Raw genomic sequence first — 18901 nt, forward strand, 5'->3', positions numbered from 1 at the left:
GCCCGGAATGGATACCATGTTTTGGCTGTTGGCGGCCCTCGCCTACCTGCTCGGCTCGTTGTCCTTCGCCATTCTGCTCAGCCGCCTGGCCGGCGGACCGGACCCGCGCGCCAGTGGCTCGGGTAACCCCGGGGCCACCAACATGCTCCGGGTAGCCGGCAAACGCCTGGCCATCCTCACGCTGATCGGCGACCTCCTCAAAGGCCTGCTGCCAGTAATACTGGCCAAACTGCTCCAACTCAGCCTGCAGGAACAAGCCTGGATCGGCCTGGCCGCCGTTATCGGCCACTTGTATCCGCTGTATTTCAACTTCCGTGGTGGCAAAGGTGTCGCCACCGCCGCCGGCATGCTCCTGGGGCTGTATCCGCCCGCAGCCTTACTGGCCGTTGCCGCCTGGTTACTGACGTTTGTCCTGACCCGCACCAGCTCACTGGCCGCCTTGATCGCCACCCCACTGACCCTGCCACTGCTGGCCTGGCAACAACCCGCAGCACTGCTACCGGTCTGTGTCCTGACAGGACTGATCGTCTGGCGCCATCGCGGCAATTTACGCGATCTGTTCGCCGGCCGTGAGCGGCATTTCTAACGCCACAACCTGAATCTGATTCGTCATGCCGCCGCTTACAGCGCCGGCAGCTGTTCCATCGGCCAGCGCGCCTGCACCTTGATCGCCAGCTCTTCGTGCTGCCCCGCCAGCAAACGCTGACAGCCGGCATAGGCAATCATCGCGCCGTTATCCGTGCAAAACGCCGGACGCGCATAGAACACGGCCCCCTTCAATTCGGCGAGCATCTGCTCCAGCGCCTGGCGCAGCGCCTTGTTGGCGCTCACCCCACCGGCGATCACCAGGTTGTTCAGGCCCGTCTGCTTGAGCGCACGCTTGCATTTGATGGTGAGGGTATCAACCACCGCCTGTTGAAATGCCAGGGCGATGTCACAACGGGTCTGCTCTGAGTGATCACCCTCAGCCTGGCACTGCTGCCAGGTATTCAGAGTGAAGGTCTTCAGACCGCTGAAACTGAATTCCAGGCCAGGCCGATCCGTCATCGGCCGCGGAAATTTAAAACGGCCAGGCGTGCCACTTAGCGCTAAGCGGGCAATCTCGGGGCCGCCGGGGTACTGCAAGCCCATCAGTTTGGCGGTCTTGTCGAACGCCTCACCCGCCGCATCATCCAGAGACTCGCCAAGCAGCTGGTATTGACCAATGCCATCCACGCGCACCAGTTGGGTATGCCCGCCCGACACCAGCAAAGCGACGAACGGAAAGGCTGGCGGTTGTGCTTCCAGCATCGGCGCCAACAGGTGGCCTTCCATGTGATGCACACCGAGCGCCGGGATACCCCAGGCAAAGGCCAAGGCCTGGGCACAAGAAGCGCCAACCAGCAAAGCACCGACCAGGCCAGGGCCTGCGGTGTAGGCGATGGCGTCGATGTCAGTCGCCACGCAGCCGGCCTCGCTCAACACCTGACGGATCAACGGCAACATCCGCTTGACGTGGTCGCGCGAGGCCAATTCAGGCACCACGCCACCATAGACGCGGTGCAAATCAATCTGACTGAACAGCGCGTCCGCCAGCAGGCCGCGCTCGCTGTCATACAGCGCGACACCGGTTTCGTCGCAGGAGGTTTCCAATCCCAGAACCAGCATGGACAGTGCCTTGTAGTAGTGTGTGCAACTTCGAAGGCGCGCATGATAATGGCCGCTGGCGCGAACCGGCCAGCGCTTTTCGATCAGAGGCTTTGCATTCCTCGCGATGAGGCGGTAACATCCGCAACCCTTAAAAACCTACGTTCTCCAGCGCCAAATGCCAGGAGCAACGTTACCCCCGGTAATAAAGAAGGTACGCCCTGGATGCCAGCCGTCAAAGTTAAAGAGAACGAACCCTTCGACGTAGCTCTGCGTCGTTTCAAGCGCTCCTGCGAAAAAGCCGGTGTTCTGGCTGAAGTTCGCAGCCGTGAATTCTACGAAAAGCCAACTTCCGAGCGTAAGCGCAAAGCAGCCGCTGCTGTTAAGCGTCACGCCAAGAAAGTGCAGCGCGAGCAGCGCCGCAGCGTTCGCCTGTACTAATTCGTACACGCAACGTCTGAATGCCCGCTTTTAGCGGGCTTCGCTTTAAGACTCCGCGCCACCTCCGGGTGACGATCGGAGTCTTTTAGTTTTTGCTTCTCTCTGGTCTGCACGCAGGTGCAACAGTATTCTGAGCGCCTATGGCCGGCCTGATCCCACAGTCTTTTATCGATGACCTGCTCAACCGCACCGACATCGTCGACGTGGTCGCCTCACGCATCCAGCTGAAAAAGGCCGGCAAAAACTACACCGCCTGCTGCCCCTTCCATAAAGAAAAAACCCCCTCGTTCAGCGTCAGCCCGGACAAACAGTTCTATTACTGCTTTGGCTGCGGCGCCGGCGGCAACGCCCTGGGTTTTGTCATGGACCATGACCAACTGGATTTCCCCCAGGCAATCGAGGATCTGGCCAAGCGCGCCGGCATGGAAGTGCCTCGCGAGGAAGGCGGACGCAACAACAAGCCACGCCAACCCACCGACTCACCGCTATACCCACTGCTGACTGCCGCCGCCGAGTACTACAAACAGGCACTGAAAAATCACCCACAGCGCAAAGCCGCGATTGACTACCTGAAAGGCCGAGGCCTGTCCGGCGAAATCGCTCGCGACTTCGGCATGGGCTTCGCGCCGCCAGGCTGGGACAACCTGCTCAAACAACTGGGCGGCGACAGCCTGCAGCAAAAAGCCATGATCGATGCCGGCCTGCTGATTGAAAACGCCGAAAGCAAACGCGTGTACGACCGCTTCCGCGACCGCATCATGTTCCCGATCCGCGACAGCCGCGGCCGGGTGATTGCCTTTGGCGGCCGCGTACTGGGCGACGAAAAGCCGAAATACCTGAACTCACCGGAAACCCCCGTCTTCCATAAAGGCCAGGAGCTCTACGGCCTGTTCGAGGCACGCAAACACAACCGCGACCTCGACGAGATCATGGTGGTCGAAGGCTATATGGACGTCATTGCCCTGGCCCAACAAGGCCTACGCAATGCAGTCGCCACCCTCGGCACCGCCACCAGCGAAGAGCACCTCAAGCGCCTGTTTCGCGTCGTACCCAGCGTGTTGTTCTGCTTCGATGGTGACGCCGCCGGACGCAACGCCGCCTGGCGCGCCCTCGAGGCGACCTTATCGAGCCTGCAGGACGGCCGCCGCGCGCGCTTTCTATTCCTGCCCGACGGCGAAGACCCGGACACCCTGGTACGCAGCGAAGGCACCGACGCCTTCCGCGCACGGATCAACCAGCACGCTCAGCCACTGGCCGACTACTTCTTCCAGCAACTCAGCGAAGAAGCCGACCCGCGCTCACTGGAAGGCAAAGCCCACCTGATGACCCTGGCCGCGCCGCTGATCGACAAGATCCCTGGCAACAACCTGCGCACCCTGATGCGCCAGCGCCTGAGCGAAATCACCGGACTGTCCAGCGAAGCCCTGCAGCAAATGGCGCCAACTGCGCGCAGCAGTCAGCCAAGCCAGAGCAGCGCACCGCCTAGCGACTACCCGGATTACCCACAAATCCCCGACAGCGCCTATTACGATGTCGAACCGAGCCGCAACGAATACGAAAACCCCAGCCCCGCGCCACAGTTCGAACACAACAGCGGAAAAGGCAAGGGCAACTGGAAGAAAGACGGCGGCAAATGGAGCAAGAAAGGCCAAGGCGAGTTCGCCCCGCGCGCGCCACGTACCGCTGTCAGCGTCGAATCACCCCACCTGAGCGCACTGCGCACACTGCTACACCATCCGCAACTTGCACAGAAAGTCGAAGATGTAAGCCACTTCGCCGCCGAAGACGACACCTACGCCCAGCTGCTGGTCGCCCTGCTCGGCGCACTGCAGAAAAACCCCAAGCTGCGCTCACTGCAACTGATTGCACGCTGGCATGGCACGGAGCAAGGCCGCCTACTGCGCGCGCTCGCGGAAAAGGAATGGCTGATTTCAGTAGACAACCTTGAACAACAGTTTTTCGACACTATAACTAGTCTTGTAGCCCGCCAACGTGAGCGCAGCCTGGAACATTTGCTGCGCAAAGCCCGTCAAAGCGAGTTGAGCGCAGAAGAGAAAAATCAGCTGCGCAGCTTGCTGAGCCGTAATGCATCACCGGTAACCCCGAGTTCAACTGGCGCTTAGGTGCGTTGCTCGGGTATAATCCGCGGCTTGTTTTTTGCCCGCCAAGACCTTCAGTGGATAGGGTGTTATGTCCGGAAAAGCGCAACAGCAGTCTCGTTTGAAAGAATTGATCAGCCGCGGTCGTGAGCAGGGTTACCTGACTTACGCGGAGGTCAATGACCACTTGCCGGAGGATATTTCCGACCCGGAACAGGTGGAAGATATCATCCGCATGATCAACGACATGGGGATCAACGTATTCGAGAGTGCTCCGGATGCGGACGCCCTGTTGTTGGCGGAAGCCGACACCGACGAAGCCGCCGCGGAAGAAGCGGCGGCTGCACTCGCGGCCGTTGAAACCGATATCGGCCGAACCACCGACCCGGTGCGCATGTACATGCGCGAAATGGGCACGGTGGAATTGCTAACCCGCGAAGGCGAGATCGAAATCGCCAAACGCATCGAGGAAGGCATCCGCGAAGTCATGGGCGCTATTGCCCACTTCCCCGGCACTGTCGACAGCATTCTCGCCGAATACAACCGCGTCACCACCGACGGTGGTCGCCTAGTTGAAGTGCTCAGTGGCTACATCGATCCAGATGACGGCATCGTACCAGCCGAAGCTGCCGCCCCCCTGCCGGTGCAGGATGGTGAAACGGCTGACGAGAGCGACGACGACGACGCAGAAGCCAGTGACGACGAGGAAGAAGAAGGCGACGGCGGCCCAGATCCAGAAGAAGCACTGCGCCGCTTCACCGCGATTGGCGAAGCACTTGAGCTGGCCAAGAAAGCCCTGAAAAAGCATGGCCGCAACAGCAAGCAGGGTGACGCTGCGCTGAAGGATATGGCCGAGCTGTTCATGCCAATCAAGCTGGTGCCCAAGCAGTACGATGCCCTGGTTGTAAGAGTGCGCAGCTCCCTTGAGCGCTTGCGCGGCCAGGAACGCGCCATCATGCAACTGTGCGTACGTGACGCTCGCATGCCCCGCGCCGACTTCCTACGCCTGTTCCCTGGCAATGAAGTTGACCAGACCTGGACAGAGCAACTGGCCAAAGGCAAGGCCAAATACGCCGAAGCCATCGGCAACCTGCAAGGTGATATTCAGCGCTGCCAGCAAAAGCTGTCTGCCCTGGAAGCCGAGTGCGAGCTGAGCCTGGCTGAAATCAAGGACATCAACCGTCGCATGTCGATCGGCGAGGCCAAGGCCCGTCGCGCGAAGAAAGAGATGGTTGAAGCGAACTTGCGTCTGGTGATCTCCATCGCCAAGAAGTACACCAACCGCGGCCTGCAGTTCCTCGACCTGATTCAGGAAGGCAACATCGGCCTGATGAAGGCCGTAGACAAGTTCGAATACCGTCGCGGCTACAAGTTCTCGACCTATGCAACCTGGTGGATCCGCCAGGCGATCACTCGCTCGATTGCCGACCAGGCGCGCACCATCCGTATTCCGGTGCACATGATCGAGACCATCAACAAGCTCAACCGCATTTCCCGGCAGATGCTGCAGGAAATGGGTCGCGAACCGACCCCGGAAGAGCTGGGTGAACGCATGGAGATGCCTGAGGACAAGATCCGCAAGGTACTGAAGATCGCCAAAGAGCCGATCTCCATGGAAACACCGATCGGTGACGACGAAGATTCGCACCTGGGCGACTTCATTGAAGACTCCACCATGCAATCGCCTATTGATGTGGCGACCGTGGAAAGCCTCAAGGAAGCCACCCGCGAAGTACTCTCCGGCCTCACCGCGCGTGAAGCCAAGGTACTGCGCATGCGCTTCGGCATCGACATGAATACCGACCACACCCTTGAGGAAGTCGGTAAGCAGTTCGATGTAACCCGCGAGCGGATTCGTCAGATCGAAGCCAAGGCGCTGCGCAAGCTGCGCCACCCGACGAGAAGCGAGCACCTGCGCTCCTTCCTCGACGAGTAACACCAAAACCCCCGGCCTTGCCGGGGGTTTTGCATTAGAGGCCCTCCATCACCTCCAGCGTGAAACCGGATCACCACCCTGCTTTCAAACCGCACACCAGAACGACAACCGGACAATTGCACAAAAAAATCAGATCCAGCAGCTCTACACCGTCATCTGATTGGCGCTAAAGAAAGAGCACCGGTATAATCCGCCCGCCTCTGAGGGCCCATAGCTCAGTTGGTTAGAGCAGAGGACTCATAATCCTTTGGTCCACGGTTCGAGTCCGTGTGGGCCCACCAACTCCAAAGCCGCGCACTGCGCGGCTTTTTCATGCCTGCCAAAAGTCCCGCTGAACTTGCTCGTCAAATCCGCCCGAAAAGTGAACTTAGCCACAGCGGAAAAATCCCATGGTGCTCAGAATGCCGACACCTCTGGCACAAGGACGACAGCCATGGCAAAACCCGCCTCCCGCCTCAGTGATTTAAATGCGTGTCCCATCCCAGGGCATGGCACCAACCCGACCACCACTGGTTCGCCTGATGTCTTGATCAACAGCCTGCCGACCTTGCGTGTGGGCGACAGCACGGCCTGCGGCGATGCGGTCACTGAAGGCATTGGCAGCATCCTGGTCAATGGCAAACCCATCGCGTTTCTGGGTAGTGCCACCGCTCACGGCGGGCTCATCATTACCGGTTCAGGCGACGTACTGGTCGGCACTCAAGCGGGCAGCGCGCCGTTCAGTGCCCCCGAGATCCTGCCCAGGCACAGCGAGCAGTATCAGCTGGTAGACAGCCATAGCGGCCAGCCGGTCGAGGATGCGTTGTATTGCGTCGAGTGCGGCGATGGCCAGCGCTTTGTCGGTTACACCAATGCCTACGGCAACACCGAACGTGTGTTTACTAAAGATCCGCAAGCCGTGGTTGTTCGTTGGGGTCGAGAGGCCGCCAACCACCTCAAGCAAAAAGGCATTCGCTTCTAAGGACAGATGCAATGACAGCACCTCATCAGGGCAAAACAAGTGCCCAGCATTCAATACAGCAGATCCCAATTTCTCTTCAGCGTGACTTCATCACCGTTGTCGGTGCCTCACATATGACTTTGATGGAGAGGCTGCGAGAACAGAAAGGCAACAAGATGCGCTTTATCAATCAGGGTATCCGGCAAATTCGCCTTTATCCGCCCGCAAGCGCCAACGATGCCACCCAGCGCATTTTTCTGATTTTCACCAAAGACTATGAGCGCCCCTTGCTCGATGCAGTGAAGGGTGTGGTCGAAACCCGCTATGGCGCGAAATACCGGGAACTCGACTCCATTGCCCAACTGCTCGACTTCATCAACTTACGCATCAGCAAAAAGCGCGAGATCAAGCAGCTCGACCTATTCGCCCATGGCCTGGTCGGCACCATCGAGTTTGGTTATGAACTGGACAAGGCCGACAGCTACCGCCTGCGTGACGCCCAGGCCCAGATGCTCAAGCCTGAAGCGTTCGACCTGAGCGCCAAGATTCACTCCTACGCCTGCCGTACCGGCCTTGGTATTCATGCCGACGTACACGTCAGCGAGAGCGAAGACCCGCTGTACGAGAAGAGTCTGGCGCAGTTGATCGCCAACACCGCTCAGACCCCTGTTTGGGCATTCCCGCGGCGCAGCAATTATGACCAGACTTATGGTAACGCCACAGATCGCGCCGGTTTGGAGGGTGCAAAGCAAAGGGTCCGGGCGGACAAGCTGGCCATGGATCGTTATGAGTTACAGCGCAGCCACTATCAAAAGCGCTTAGCAGCGCATCGTCAGACCAGCAAAGACGCCAACGCCCAGCTGCCTAATGAGTCGGCCCCAAGACCGCCGCTCAAAACTGCCAGCGCGGAAGATGAAACGCTCGCGCGCCATGCCAATAGCCGCGATAGATACCAGCAATCCATCGGCTACCCACTGGACGCAGACGGTGCGTTACGCCCCGTACGTGCCGGAGACTCGCCCACTGGGGTACCGGCCACTTTGCTGGAATACAAACCGCTATGAGGCGCTTGAACAAGCCGCTGTTATGGAGCATTGCCCTGGCCGTTAGCTTAGCGACGGGGCTTTATCTAAATGCCAAGGAGAGCGAGATGCCCAAGAAAATCATGATGTATTACGGCGGTTTCGAAATCGAAGAGATGTTCGATGCCAGCCAGTGGTTTGTCAGTGGCATGTATAAACCGCGCAATATTGAAGCAGATGGCGGGGCCAGCAATGACACCATGCTGCGCAGCAAGCCGCTGCCTTTTACAGCGTCCGAATACGCGGAACTACCTCTGATAGCCAGTAGTGAGTTGCGGGATGAATACCCAGAGCTGGATAGAACGACGCTAATCGACAACCCTCCGGACCTTCGCCAACGTGTTCGTTATGCCTACAGCGCGTTCGCCGAACCCCACAAGCCCGAGGACTACCACAACATCTACCTGGAGTTAGTCGGCAGACGCTTTGTGGTCACTTTTTCACGCGATGCCCAGACTGGCGAAAACCTAACCGGGAAATACGTCAGCGAAGTGATCGGGGACTATGCATCCCAAGCCGAGCATCGCAAAGCCTTTGCCGAAATAGCTGAGCAAGAACGCAAAGCCCGCTAACTAACGCGCCGACCTCACCATGAACAAGCGCCGAATCGCCCTGCTCGCGAGCTGTGTTCTGCTGCCTTTGATCGCTCTGGCGACGTATGCAGCCGTTACCCGCATCAACTCCAACAACCAGCATGCGGTCGGCGATCAGCTTGATGAGTTGAATGGCGTGGCGATTTACTACAACGGCGGGGTCAATACCGTGCAGGGGCGCAACCTGAGCAAGGACGGTTACAACCTCGGGCTGCGCTACCAATGCGTGGAGTTTGTGAAGCGCTATTACTTCGAACGCCATGACCACCGCATGCCCGACAGTTACGGGCATGCCAAAGACTTCTTCGACCCAACGCTCAGTGACGGCAGCCTGAACACCAAACGCGCCATGCTGCAGTTCCGCAATGGCAGCGCTGCGCAACCGCAAGCAGAAGACTTGCTGGTGTTCGCGCCCACACTGTTCAACCGCTATGGGCATGTGGCGATTATCGCCAGCGTCGGCAGCGACTCCTTGCAGATCGCCCAACAGAACCCCGGCCCGTTCGGTCGCTCCAGAGAAGACCTGCCACTCACCCAACGCGAAGGGCGCTGGTACATCGGCCAAGCCAACGTACTCGGCTGGCTCAGGTTAACGCCGGCCGATGCAATGCTCGCACCTGAGCTGAGCGACATCAATCGAATACTCCGTGGATTTCATCCAGCGTGGGCATGGCGGCCGACACCACATTGAGCTCAGCGTCGAGGGCCGCCAGCACGCGTGCATAGGCCATCATTCCCACCGAGAGGTCGCCCTTCTCAATAGCGATAACCTTTTGCCGGGTGATGCCCGCCAAGGCAGCGAGCGCAGCCTGAGTAAGCCCGCGATTGCAGCGGCGCTGCCGAAGCTGATCGCCGAGGCGCTGCGTGATTATGGAATAGTCCATGTCATGAATACGTTACTTAATTGATTAAATGTAACGTATACATGACCTCGCAGAAAATCAACGCCGCAGCGGCTACTCAGGCAGGGAAGCGCAAAGGGTTTGTGAGCCGAATAGCCGGAATATTCGGCTCACGCAATGAGGCGAATGTCGTCATTGAATACGTTCGTCCAATTACCCTTACTTTCGGTACTATCCGAAATATCGAAGGATTACCGAAGGTTGAGAAATGGACTTCACCCCTATCATCGCCCAGGTCTGGGGCACGCTCGGTTGGGTTATCCCGCTGATGCTGCTGCTCGGCCTGCTCAAGTCGCCCTGGGCCAAGGGCCATATCGGCGAACTCCTGGTGCGGCTGTTTGCCCATTGGCAGCTGGACAAGCAAACCTACCGCCGCCTGCACAACGTCACACTCAATACGCCCGACGGCACCACGCAGATCGACCACGTATTCCTCTCGCCCTACGGCATCTTCGTGCTGGAAACGAAGAACATGAGCGGTTGGATCTTCGGCAGCGAAAAGCAGCCACAGTGGACGCAGAAGCTCTACAAACGCACGTTCAAATTCCAGAACCCGCTGCGGCAGAACTACAAGCACCTCAAAGCACTGGAAGCCACCCTTGGCGTTAACCCCGAGCACCTGCACTCGGTCATCACCTTTGTCGGCGGCAGCACTTTTAAAACCGAAGTCCCAGCCAACGTGACCCAGGGCATCGGCTTTATCCGCTATATCAAGTCATTCCAGCAGCCGCTATTCAGCGAGGCTGAAGTCGACGCCATGCTGCACGCACTGCAAACCGGCCGCCGTGCGCCGACCCTCGCCACTCACCGCGAGCATGTGCAAAACCTTAAACGCCGTAGCGACCCAACAGCCGAGCGGCAATGCCCGAAATGCGGCAGCGCCCTGGTTATTCGCATCCGTAAAACAGGGGCTAATGTCGGCCAACAATTCTGGGGCTGCTCAACCTTTCCCAAATGCAAAACCATGCAGTGCCTTTAGCACGAGGCCCTAACATCAATCCTGCGCCTGGAGTCGCAATGTCCGTCCCTACCTACGACCAGTTCATTGAGCCGATCCTGCGCTACCTGGCCGCCACGCCCGAAGGCGCGACAGCACGTGACGCCCATGAAGCCGCTGCGGATGCTCTGAACCTTTCGGAAGCTCAGCGCCAAGAGCTGATTGCCAGCGGCCAGGCCACCTACAAAAACCGTGCAGGCTGGGCCCATGACCGTCTCAAGCGCGCCGGTTTGTCCAGCAGCGCCAAGCGTGGGTACTGGAAGCTGACTGACGCAGGCATTACCTATGCCGTCCAGCACCCCTACCCTCTGGCTGCAGATAAAGTCGAACAGCTCGCTATCGCGTTCATGAATGTAAAGCTCAGAAACCCGACTGACGCCGTCCCCCTCGATGGACAAGAACAAACTGCGCCCGCGCATAGCTCAGCCACTATTAGCCCTGACGACCGCCTGGAACAGGCTCTACGTGAGCTACGTGAGGCCACGGCTGCAGACCTGCTGGATAACCTTCTGCAAGTCAGTCCTAACCGCTTTGAAGTCATCGTATTGGATGTGCTGCACAGTCTTGGCTACGGCGCTAGCCGTAACGACCTGCAGCGTATTGGCGGCAGTGGCGATGGTGGTATCGACGGGGTTATTTCGCTCGACAAGCTCGGCTTGGAAAAAGTCTACGTCCAGGCCAAACGTTGGCAAGGCACAGTTGGGCGGCCAGAACTGCAAGCCTTCTATGGCGCTCTCGCCGGACAGAAAGCCAAGCGTGGCGTGTTTATCACCACCTCAGGCTTCACGGCCCAGGCAATCGACTTTTCCCGCTCCGTAGAAGGCATGGTGCTGGTTGATGGCAGTCGGCTGGTCAATTTGATGATGGACTACGAGGTCGGAGTAACGTCGCGCCTACTTAAGCTGCCAAAGCTGGATAGTGACTACTTCGATGAGGAATGACCCCAAATCACCTATCCATCATTTGCAGTTAGTGGCTGGCCACTCGGTCAGCCATTCCTTAGAGAACGACATACCTGCGATAGACGGTTAAGAAAAATGGACCTACATACATTGAAGGCCCGCCTACAAGCCCATTTAAGCGATGGACTTGTCACTATTGTGGGATCAGGGCTTTCTTGTGCAGAGGGCTTGCCTGGTATGGGTGAGCTTGCTGATCACCTGCTCGAAAACGTCGGTAATGCATTAACCGGTGCTGACGCTGCTGCGTGGAAGGCCGCAGCGGAGCTTATAACGACCAAAGGCTTGGAAGCAGCATTATTAGCTGCGCCACCCACACCACCGCTTGAGGCATCGATATCGGCCGAAACAGGCCAACTTATATCAGAGCGGGAGCGTGCCGTCGTTTCTGAGTTATTTGCAGGGACTCGAACGCTAAGGCTGACACGACTGCTGGGCCACTTAATCAAACCAGCAATAGGCATGGTAATCGTAACGACAAATTATGATCGCCTCGTCGAGATAGCTGCAGAGGAAGCGGGTATTGGTGCAGACACAATGTTTGTCGGCCGATTTGCAGGGCAGCTAAACGAACGCGAGAGTCGAATGAGCTTCTGTCGCGAAGCGACAGTCAAACCCCGCACAAAAATAGTTTCACTGCAGTACCGGTCACGAGCACTAATCTGTAAACCGCATGGAAGTCTTGATTGGTATGTTCGAGATGGTCGCCCTGTCTTCTATGCAGGTGACCTACCAGGAGCTACTCGGCTAATTATTACACCAGGTCAGAATAAATTTAGAAACGGCTATGAAAGCCCATTCGATCTTCATCGTACACGAGCTAATGATGCAATTGATCGTGCTGGCCGCTACTTGATTCTTGGTTACGGCTTCAATGATGACCATCTTGAAACACACCTGACACCTGGCATTAAAAGTGGCAAGCCCACACTGATGCTCACACGATCCTTGTCGCACACGGCAAGACACCTTGCGCTCTCGCACTCCAATGTAATCGCACTTGAATACTCAGTAGTGGATGGGATCGAAGGTACAGCTGCCATTGTTGAAAAAAAGGAGTTCTTCTTTCCGAAAACCGGAATGTGGGACGTAGGTTTATTTGTAACGGAGGTTTTGGAACCATGACAGCTATTCCCGCCGCGCTGCAATTTGTTGATACTGACTTGCTCGGTCGAGTTTCTTCTGTTGATACAAGCCGGGTCGCTATCGACGTTTCGAACTCCACACTGCTAACACGAATTGGTATCGGTAATCTCATCGCCATTAAAGGCAGCACTGAACGTGAATTCCTAATCGCGATTGCCGAGCGCGTTACACGAACGCTGAGCGATGACCTTCCTGACGAGTTCCCTCCTGAGGGTGAAGAGCTGTCTCTAACGGCCTTACCGACAGATACGGTTCGGGGGGCACTGATTGGAACCTTTCGGACAGTCGACGGGGTTAAGAGCAACACGTTTAAACGAGGAGCTGATAGCTTTCCGCAGATCGATCGAGAGTGCTATGTAATTGAGGGTGCGAACCTTCAAAGATTCATGGGCATCCTTGGCGCGGATTACCCTGAAAACGAACGTCTGAAGCTGGGTTTTTTTGTCGCTGACCGTACAGCTGAAGCGATTGTTAGCGGCGATAAATTTTTTCAGCGGCATGCAGCAATTCTGGGTAGCACAGGCTCAGGTAAAAGCTATGCAGTGGCGCTAATTCTGGAACGCGCAGCTCAACTCAAGTACCCGAATATTATTGTTTTTGATATGCATGGCGAGTATGCCCCGCTTGCCGACAAAACCAATGGCGGCTACGCGACACGCCTGCGTATCGCAGGGCCTGGTGATTTGACGAACCCAAGCGACGATGCTCTATTCCTGCCCTACTGGTTGCTTAATCGAGATGAAATGTTGTCGATGATTCTCGACCGTAGCGACCAGAACGCGCCAAACCAGGCATCAAGATTCACGTCTCACGTACGCGCACTAAAGCAGAAAACCCTTGAAACTGAGGGTCAGGTCGATGTGGCAAAGACTTTCACCGTTGACTCGCCAATCCCCTATGCAATCGAAGATCTCCTTTCTGTCCTGAATATAGATAACACGACAAAAGGTGTGGGTAAGACCGGCCCTGTTAAAGGTGAGTGGGAAGACAAGCTGACACGCTTCATCTCAAGAATGGAAGCAAAGCTAGATGACCGGCGCTACGGGTTCATGTTCACGCCCCCTGCAGTAGCTAATACGTATGGCTGGCTGGCAGCGCAAATCACCAGGCTACTTGGTGCGGCAGGTGGTCAAGGCATCAAGATCATCGATTTTTCAGAAGTGCCTTCTGATGTGCTGCCTGTTGTAACTGGGACGCTAGCGCGGCTGCTATATGACGTGCAGTTCTGGATGGCCTCAGAGAAGCGCACTCCAGTTACCTTGCTCTGTGACGAAGCCCACCTTTACTTACCTGTTCGCGACGATGCTGACGCAGTTCAACGGCAGGCCCTTGGGGCGTTCGAGAGAATTGCCAAAGAAGGACGAAAGTACGGCTTTTCACTACTTGTAGTAAGCCAACGGCCCTCAGATGTTAGCCGGACTATTTTGAGTCAGTGCAACAATTTTCTATCGCTACGACTCACAAACGATATGGATCAAGGCGTCATCAAACGACTAATGCCTGACTCGTTAGCAGGTTTAACTAGCATTCTTCCTCTATTGGACACTGGTGAGGCGTTGATGCTTGGGGACGCAGTGCTTTTGCCATCGCGTATTAAGTTAGATCTGCCCACCATCCGACCAGATAGCGCGACTCGGGATTTTTGGAAAGATTGGGGCTCTCAGGCTCCTGATGTAGAAGCGCTAACTAAAGCAGTTGAGGCGCTAAGGAGCCAGACTAGAAACACTTAACTGATCATCGCTCAGTCAGAACAGATAGAGCAACCAAGCATTACATGCTCATGAAAACCAGCCAAAAAAAACCAAGAAGATAACATGTCGAAATTCATAAGCCCTGAAATTCAGAAGTTACTGCACGAAATAACAAACGAAAGCGATTTATCACGAATATTTTCACTGTGGTCCTACAACAGAGAAAAACTTGAAGGCCTAAGACTACTTACAAACTTGGAAAATTACAGCTCGAAAATAATACCCGAATACATCAAAAAAACCGTATTCGAAGGAAAATCAAAGGTTTTCGTACAAGAGTTTTACAAGAGCGAAAATCTATTTGCCTTAAGCAATGAAATACTGGACAAACATCAGAGCAGCGCATCACTTGCGGTTCCAATTGATTACTCACTGCTCCTTGATTCTAACTACGTAGGCTCGGCAGATTTATTTCTCAGAGGAATCTCGCTCGGCAACAACCATGAAGCCTTTACAAAATCAATCCACCACATAACACAAAACAAAATAAACTGCGACGCACTTCCTTATTTATTAGAAAACGCCGAGCACATCACAGAGCGAATGAATGACGTCAAAAGAACATTTGCAAATTTCTTGCGTATAACATCTGCGACGCCGAAAGGAGAGCATATTCACACAATAGATGATTTAGAATTTAGTTTAACTGAAGCTGAGTCACTCTCCCTTGCGGATCAAAGGATTCAGAATTTCTTTGGTGATAAAGAGATCCTTCAGCATCAGATTTCGCGTCAAAAAATAGATTTTTACTTGATTCTTTCAATAATACATATTGAGCACCAGACGAAGGGTAGCCTGGAGGAGAAATTCTTAGCCCTAATAAAGATCATGCACACAGAGCTCCCAGGCATTGCTTTAAGAGAGCTAGCCATAGCCTACAAGTACTTCAAAAACAACAACTCAATTTTCATATTGGCAAACGTTGGCAAGCTCATAAAAGAAGAAGAAGACGCTCTTAAGGCAATAAGAAACATAAGCTGGGACTTTCATTTTTTTCGTCTAATGGAGACGTGGGCGTCAGACACATCAAAAGGAGCGTTCTTTATACCTATATTTGTAACTTTAGATAAGCGCTTAGCCAACTTAAACGAGATACATCCAATCAAATATTCTGTATTCCATGACACCGAAAGAAAAATGTATACCGCACCAACATATAGCATCAAGGATCAGATAGATAACAAGGCATGCCGCCTTATACTCGAGGAGTATTTTACCACTCAAAAAATAAATCACAGATCCCAAACCAAACATTTATCACCAGATGCAATTGAAGAGCGTATCACACAGAAAGGCTCTGACTTGAATGCCGTTTTTTAACTGCATAACAAGTGGTATCCAGGGCTCATTGATTGCTGACTCGAACTACGCAAGGAACAGATCGGAATACTCCGTTTATCCGAGTATATTTCTGCAAGCGATCAGCCGCCCTGCATTACCCAAATCACATGGTGAGACAGGCTGATGACCCGCAACGTCCGCATCATGCCATTCCTTGGAGAGAAGCAGCTGCCGGTTCCAGAAGCGGCGCGCGGTACAAAAAACAGTACGCTCGCGGTACAGTGCCCAGCTTTTACAGACTTCGCTAAATTACGCTTAACCAGCTCTACAACGCTACTTTCAGCTAACTGTACCTGCGCTAAGCCACGCCCGATTTCACTGGACTTGCAGCGTTTCTAGGCAACTCATAATCCTTTGCTCCACGGTTCGAGTCCGTGTGGGTCCAACAAACAAAAGCCGCGTATTACGCGGCTTTTGCAGTCCTGCTTAGCGCTACGCGCCTGTCAGCCATTCTGGCGTTGCACAAAAGCGCTGAAAGCCTCAAGTGGCAGGGGCTTGCTGAATAGGTAGCCCTGAAACTGTACACACCCGTTACTCAGCAGAAACTGCTGCTGCGCGGCGGTTTCCACGCCTTCGGCGATCACCGACATGCCCATGCTTTGCCCGAGCGCGATAACAGTGCGCACGATGGTTTCACTGCTGCTGTCGGTGAGTACGTCGCATATAAAGGATCGGTCGATTTTCAGCGTGTTGAGGGGCAGTCGTTTGAGGTGGCTGAGGGAGGAAAAACCGGTGCCGAAATCATCCAGGGAAAACCGCACGCCGCGCTCACCGAGCACCTGCATCTTGTTCAGCAAGTCATCGATGTCTTGCACGATCAGCGTCTCGGTCAATTCCAACTCCAGGCGACTGGTCTCAATCGCCTGTTCATCGACGAGTTTCAGCAGGTCGATTGCAAAGTCGGCCTGATGAAACTGTTTTTGACTGATGTTGACCGCCAGCCCCAAGGCGGCGTGGCGAGGGTCATCTTTCCAGCAATGCAATTGCTTGACGGACTGCTCCAGCACCCACTGACCGATCGGGATGATCATCCCGGTTTTCTCGGCGTGATCGATGAACTCCGCAGGGGGGACAAGACCCCGTTGCGGGTGCTGCCAACGGATCAGGACTTCGGCGCCGGTAACGCGGCCCACGTGGTTCAGCTGAGGCTGGAAATACAGCACGAACTGCCCGTCCCGCAGCGCAATCTGTAGATCACGGTCGAGAATAGAGCGCTCCGCCGCATCGCTTTGCAGGATGTGCAGCAGCACAAAGAGCATCAGCATGGCGGCACCGCCTTGGAACCAGGAGCCCACTGCTCTCACTTCATCGGGCAGGCTGTAGGCATGGGTTGGACTCCAGGGAGAGGATGCCAGGGCGGTAAACAGCACCAGGCACATCAAGGCAACACCGTAGCGTAGCCACAGGCTTTCGTTGCGAAATGACATCAGGGCGGCCACAGCCAGTGGCAAGAGGTACAAATGGGTCGCACGCGGCGCGCCGGCTGTGTGCGGGTCAAGCACCAGGGTCATGCCGACGATCACCAGAATGATCACCCCGAACAACAGCAAATTGGCACTGCGAACCTTGTTGCGCAGGGTGAGGATAAATACACCCAAGCCACACAGGATCAGGACAATGTCCATCAGCACGATGGCCCAGTAACCCCGTAACGCAAAAAAAACGCCCCAAAAACTACCCACCAGCAACAGCACCAAACTGGCCAGCACCCGCATACGCCGCTCACGGCGTTCGCCGATCAGGGCCAGATCGGTGGAATACCAAAGTTTGATGATTTGCCGGATAAAGGCCGAAAGGGCGCTCATTGAATGTCTCTAATAGACCTGTTTTGGAGCCGCGCAGGCGAATGGAGCACCCCGGAGCGCCCGAGTCAGTGTAGACGGCCATGCCGCCGCGTCATGTGCCATCGCTCGGCCCACGCGACACATCAATAACTGAGTCGCGGTACACCAGGCGATTACGGCCCTGTTCCTTGCCCCGGTACAAGCGCTTGTCCGCGCAGCGATACAGTTGTTCCGCGCTTTCACCATCGGTGGGCCACTCGGCTAATCCGAGGGTCACACTGAGGAAAATCTGCTGTTCACCATAGAGCAACGCTCGGCTGGCGATCTGTTCACGCAGCATTTCCACCAGCGGCACGGCGGCTTGCTGATCCGTGTTGCGCAGCAGCAGACCAAATTCTTCACCGCCCAGGCGACCCAGGCTGTCGGTGTTGCGCAGGCGCTGGCTGAGGCTGTTGCAGATGTGGCGCAAGGCCTGATCGCCCGCATCGTGGCCGTACTGGTCATTGACCGCCTTAAAGTGGTCAACATCGAGGATCACCAGCACCAGACGCCCCTGGCTACGCCGGACTTCGCGCACACTCTGTTCCAGGCTCTGCTGGAAGCTGCCACGGCTGGCCACCCCCGTCAGCGCATCGGTTCGAGCCATTTGCTGCAACTGCTGGTGGGCCAGGGCACGCCGGGTTTCGTAGAGGTGCACGAAGATGATGATCATCACCCCGCAGAACACGGCATTACCCAAGTCGATCAGGCCTTCGGCATCCCAGCGTAGCGGATAGGTGTAGAGGTAAAGCAGGCAGGCGCCGAGTACAAAGGGTAGCGCCAGCAAGCTGCCGCGCGTGCGCCCAAGCAGTAGATAGGAGAGCACGGGGATGCTGTATACCCAGACGAAAGCCGTCTTGGAGGCATTGGGAATGACGATGATATACAGCAGAAAACTGAAGGTCGGCAGCAGGTAGAGGTACACCCAGGGCAACAAATTTCGCACCCGGATAATTCGCCAGGCGCCCCACAGCAAAATCCCGGTGACCAGTAACTCGAAACTGGCAAACAGGTAATTGCCAGCCATGAACTGCAACATGCAGAACACGCCGAGGGTCAGCCCGGTGGCAGCAAAGATCATGCGGATCAAGGAACGCTGGCCAATGTCCTGCATATCGTCGACAGCAGCACTTTTGTCAGCGCCCCGCTTGGCTCGCGATCGGAAGAACATGGCTCGGCCCTGCCCGGATGGCGGAGTGATGGCTCACTGTGCCTCAACTCGCGCCCTCAATACCAGATGGTTGCTGCACCGCAGTCAACCACGG

General features: G+C 55.8%; 17 protein-coding genes and 1 tRNA gene. 14 read left to right on the top strand and 4 right to left on the bottom strand.

From position 1 onward, the window contains the following. Positions 1–16: 16 nt before the first annotated feature. Complete coding sequence (gene plsY / locus OU997_RS05540; protein WP_108488549.1) at positions 17–586, top strand: glycerol-3-phosphate 1-O-acyltransferase PlsY; 570 nt, start codon at positions 17–19, stop codon at positions 584–586. A 35-nt stretch (positions 587–621) separates the two neighbouring features. Here the strand turns inward: plsY and tsaD are convergent, their stop codons facing one another. Next, the gene (gene tsaD / locus OU997_RS05545; protein WP_108488548.1) at positions 622–1647 is read right to left on the bottom strand and encodes a tRNA (adenosine(37)-N6)-threonylcarbamoyltransferase complex transferase subunit TsaD; all 1026 of its coding nucleotides are present in this window, start codon (positions 1645–1647) and stop codon (positions 622–624) included. Positions 1648–1851: 204 nt separating this feature from the next. Between tsaD and rpsU the strand changes: the two genes are divergently transcribed. The 8 genes from rpsU (at position 1852) to OU997_RS05585 (ending at position 9408) form a co-directional block, all read left to right on the top strand. Continuing rightward, positions 1852–2067: a 30S ribosomal protein S21 gene (gene rpsU / locus OU997_RS05550; RefSeq protein WP_003296736.1), complete on the top strand. Its 216-nt coding sequence runs from the start codon at positions 1852–1854 to the stop codon at positions 2065–2067. A gap of 140 nt (positions 2068–2207) precedes the next feature. Continuing rightward, a complete protein-coding gene (gene dnaG / locus OU997_RS05555; RefSeq protein WP_267809360.1) occupies positions 2208–4190 on the top strand; it encodes a DNA primase in 1983 nt (660 codons plus the stop codon). Positions 4191–4257: 67 nt separating this feature from the next. After that, positions 4258–6102: an RNA polymerase sigma factor RpoD gene (rpoD, locus tag OU997_RS05560; RefSeq protein WP_267809361.1), complete on the top strand. Its 1845-nt coding sequence runs from the start codon at positions 4258–4260 to the stop codon at positions 6100–6102. Between the two features lie 204 nt (positions 6103–6306). After that, positions 6307–6383, top strand: a tRNA-Ile gene (locus OU997_RS05565). A gap of 80 nt (positions 6384–6463) precedes the next feature. Further along, positions 6464–7063, top strand: a complete 600-nt coding sequence (locus tag OU997_RS05570) for a PAAR domain-containing protein (RefSeq protein ID WP_108488545.1) — start codon at positions 6464–6466, stop codon at positions 7061–7063. Positions 7064–7218: 155 nt separating this feature from the next. Further along, positions 7219–8106, top strand: coding sequence for a hypothetical protein (locus OU997_RS05575; protein WP_267809362.1), 888 nt, complete (start codon positions 7219–7221; stop codon positions 8104–8106). Positions 8107–8192: 86 nt separating this feature from the next. Beyond that, positions 8193–8696: a hypothetical protein gene (locus OU997_RS05580; RefSeq protein ID WP_267809363.1), complete on the top strand. Its 504-nt coding sequence runs from the start codon at positions 8193–8195 to the stop codon at positions 8694–8696. 19 nt (positions 8697–8715) lie between these two features. Then, positions 8716–9408 (top strand): CHAP domain-containing protein, encoded by a 693-nt coding sequence (locus OU997_RS05585; protein ID WP_267809364.1) that lies wholly within the window; start codon positions 8716–8718, stop codon positions 9406–9408. Here OU997_RS05585 and OU997_RS05590 read toward each other — a convergent pair. After that, on the bottom strand, positions 9350–9601 hold the full coding sequence (locus tag OU997_RS05590) for a helix-turn-helix domain-containing protein (RefSeq protein WP_267809365.1): 252 nt from the start codon (positions 9599–9601) through the stop codon (positions 9350–9352). The two genes, OU997_RS05585 and OU997_RS05590, sit on opposite strands and share 59 nt — an antisense overlap. Before the next feature lie 226 nt (positions 9602–9827). Here OU997_RS05590 and OU997_RS05595 point away from each other — a divergent pair, with 226 nt between their 5' ends. The 5 genes from OU997_RS05595 (at position 9828) to OU997_RS05615 (ending at position 15792) form a co-directional block, all read left to right on the top strand. Then, positions 9828–10598: a nuclease-related domain-containing protein gene (locus tag OU997_RS05595; RefSeq protein WP_267809366.1), complete on the top strand. Its 771-nt coding sequence runs from the start codon at positions 9828–9830 to the stop codon at positions 10596–10598. Positions 10599–10636: 38 nt separating this feature from the next. Next, the gene (locus OU997_RS05600) at positions 10637–11557 is read left to right on the top strand and encodes a restriction endonuclease (protein ID WP_267809367.1); all 921 of its coding nucleotides are present in this window, start codon (positions 10637–10639) and stop codon (positions 11555–11557) included. Between the two features lie 96 nt (positions 11558–11653). Beyond that, positions 11654–12700 (top strand): SIR2 family protein, encoded by a 1047-nt coding sequence (locus OU997_RS05605; RefSeq protein WP_267809368.1) that lies wholly within the window; start codon positions 11654–11656, stop codon positions 12698–12700. Beyond that, positions 12697–14451 (top strand): ATP-binding protein, encoded by a 1755-nt coding sequence (locus OU997_RS05610; protein WP_267809369.1) that lies wholly within the window; start codon positions 12697–12699, stop codon positions 14449–14451. Before OU997_RS05605 ends, OU997_RS05610 begins: the two co-directional genes overlap by 4 nt. 84 nt (positions 14452–14535) lie before the next feature. Continuing rightward, complete coding sequence (locus OU997_RS05615; protein ID WP_267809370.1) at positions 14536–15792, top strand: hypothetical protein; 1257 nt, start codon at positions 14536–14538, stop codon at positions 15790–15792. A 464-nt stretch (positions 15793–16256) separates the two neighbouring features. Here the strand turns inward: OU997_RS05615 and OU997_RS05620 are convergent, their stop codons facing one another. Continuing rightward, positions 16257–17618: a putative bifunctional diguanylate cyclase/phosphodiesterase gene (locus OU997_RS05620; protein ID WP_267809371.1), complete on the bottom strand. Its 1362-nt coding sequence runs from the start codon at positions 17616–17618 to the stop codon at positions 16257–16259. Positions 17619–17709: 91 nt separating this feature from the next. Beyond that, entirely contained in the window at positions 17710–18807 is a 1098-nt protein-coding gene (locus OU997_RS05625) for a GGDEF domain-containing protein (protein WP_108488537.1), read from the bottom strand. Positions 18808–18901: the final 94 nt, after the last annotated feature.

The sequence above is a fragment of the Pseudomonas sp. SL4(2022) genome, from assembly GCF_026625725.1.
In the GTDB taxonomy this organism is placed as follows: Bacteria; Pseudomonadota; Gammaproteobacteria; order Pseudomonadales; family Pseudomonadaceae; genus Aquipseudomonas.

Coding starts and splice junctions, on each gene's coding strand:
- plsY (WP_108488549.1), top strand. CDS start 17: ATGTTTTGGCTGTTGGCGGCCCTCGCCTACCTGCTCGGCTCGTTGTCC.
- tsaD (WP_108488548.1), bottom strand. CDS start 1,647: ATGCTGGTTCTGGGATTGGAAACCTCCTGCGACGAAACCGGTGTCGCG.
- rpsU (WP_003296736.1), top strand. CDS start 1,852: ATGCCAGCCGTCAAAGTTAAAGAGAACGAACCCTTCGACGTAGCTCTG.
- dnaG (WP_267809360.1), top strand. CDS start 2,208: ATGGCCGGCCTGATCCCACAGTCTTTTATCGATGACCTGCTCAACCGC.
- rpoD (WP_267809361.1), top strand. CDS start 4,258: ATGTCCGGAAAAGCGCAACAGCAGTCTCGTTTGAAAGAATTGATCAGC.
- OU997_RS05575 (WP_267809362.1), top strand. CDS start 7,219: ATGCGCTTTATCAATCAGGGTATCCGGCAAATTCGCCTTTATCCGCCC.
- OU997_RS05580 (WP_267809363.1), top strand. CDS start 8,193: ATGCCCAAGAAAATCATGATGTATTACGGCGGTTTCGAAATCGAAGAG.
- OU997_RS05585 (WP_267809364.1), top strand. CDS start 8,716: ATGAACAAGCGCCGAATCGCCCTGCTCGCGAGCTGTGTTCTGCTGCCT.
- OU997_RS05590 (WP_267809365.1), bottom strand. CDS start 9,601: ATGGACTATTCCATAATCACGCAGCGCCTCGGCGATCAGCTTCGGCAG.
- OU997_RS05595 (WP_267809366.1), top strand. CDS start 9,828: ATGGACTTCACCCCTATCATCGCCCAGGTCTGGGGCACGCTCGGTTGG.
- OU997_RS05600 (WP_267809367.1), top strand. CDS start 10,637: ATGTCCGTCCCTACCTACGACCAGTTCATTGAGCCGATCCTGCGCTAC.
- OU997_RS05605 (WP_267809368.1), top strand. CDS start 11,654: ATGGACCTACATACATTGAAGGCCCGCCTACAAGCCCATTTAAGCGAT.
- OU997_RS05610 (WP_267809369.1), top strand. CDS start 12,697: ATGACAGCTATTCCCGCCGCGCTGCAATTTGTTGATACTGACTTGCTC.
- OU997_RS05615 (WP_267809370.1), top strand. CDS start 14,536: ATGTCGAAATTCATAAGCCCTGAAATTCAGAAGTTACTGCACGAAATA.
- OU997_RS05620 (WP_267809371.1), bottom strand. CDS start 17,618: ATGAGCGCCCTTTCGGCCTTTATCCGGCAAATCATCAAACTTTGGTAT.
- OU997_RS05625 (WP_108488537.1), bottom strand. CDS start 18,807: ATGTTCTTCCGATCGCGAGCCAAGCGGGGCGCTGACAAAAGTGCTGCT.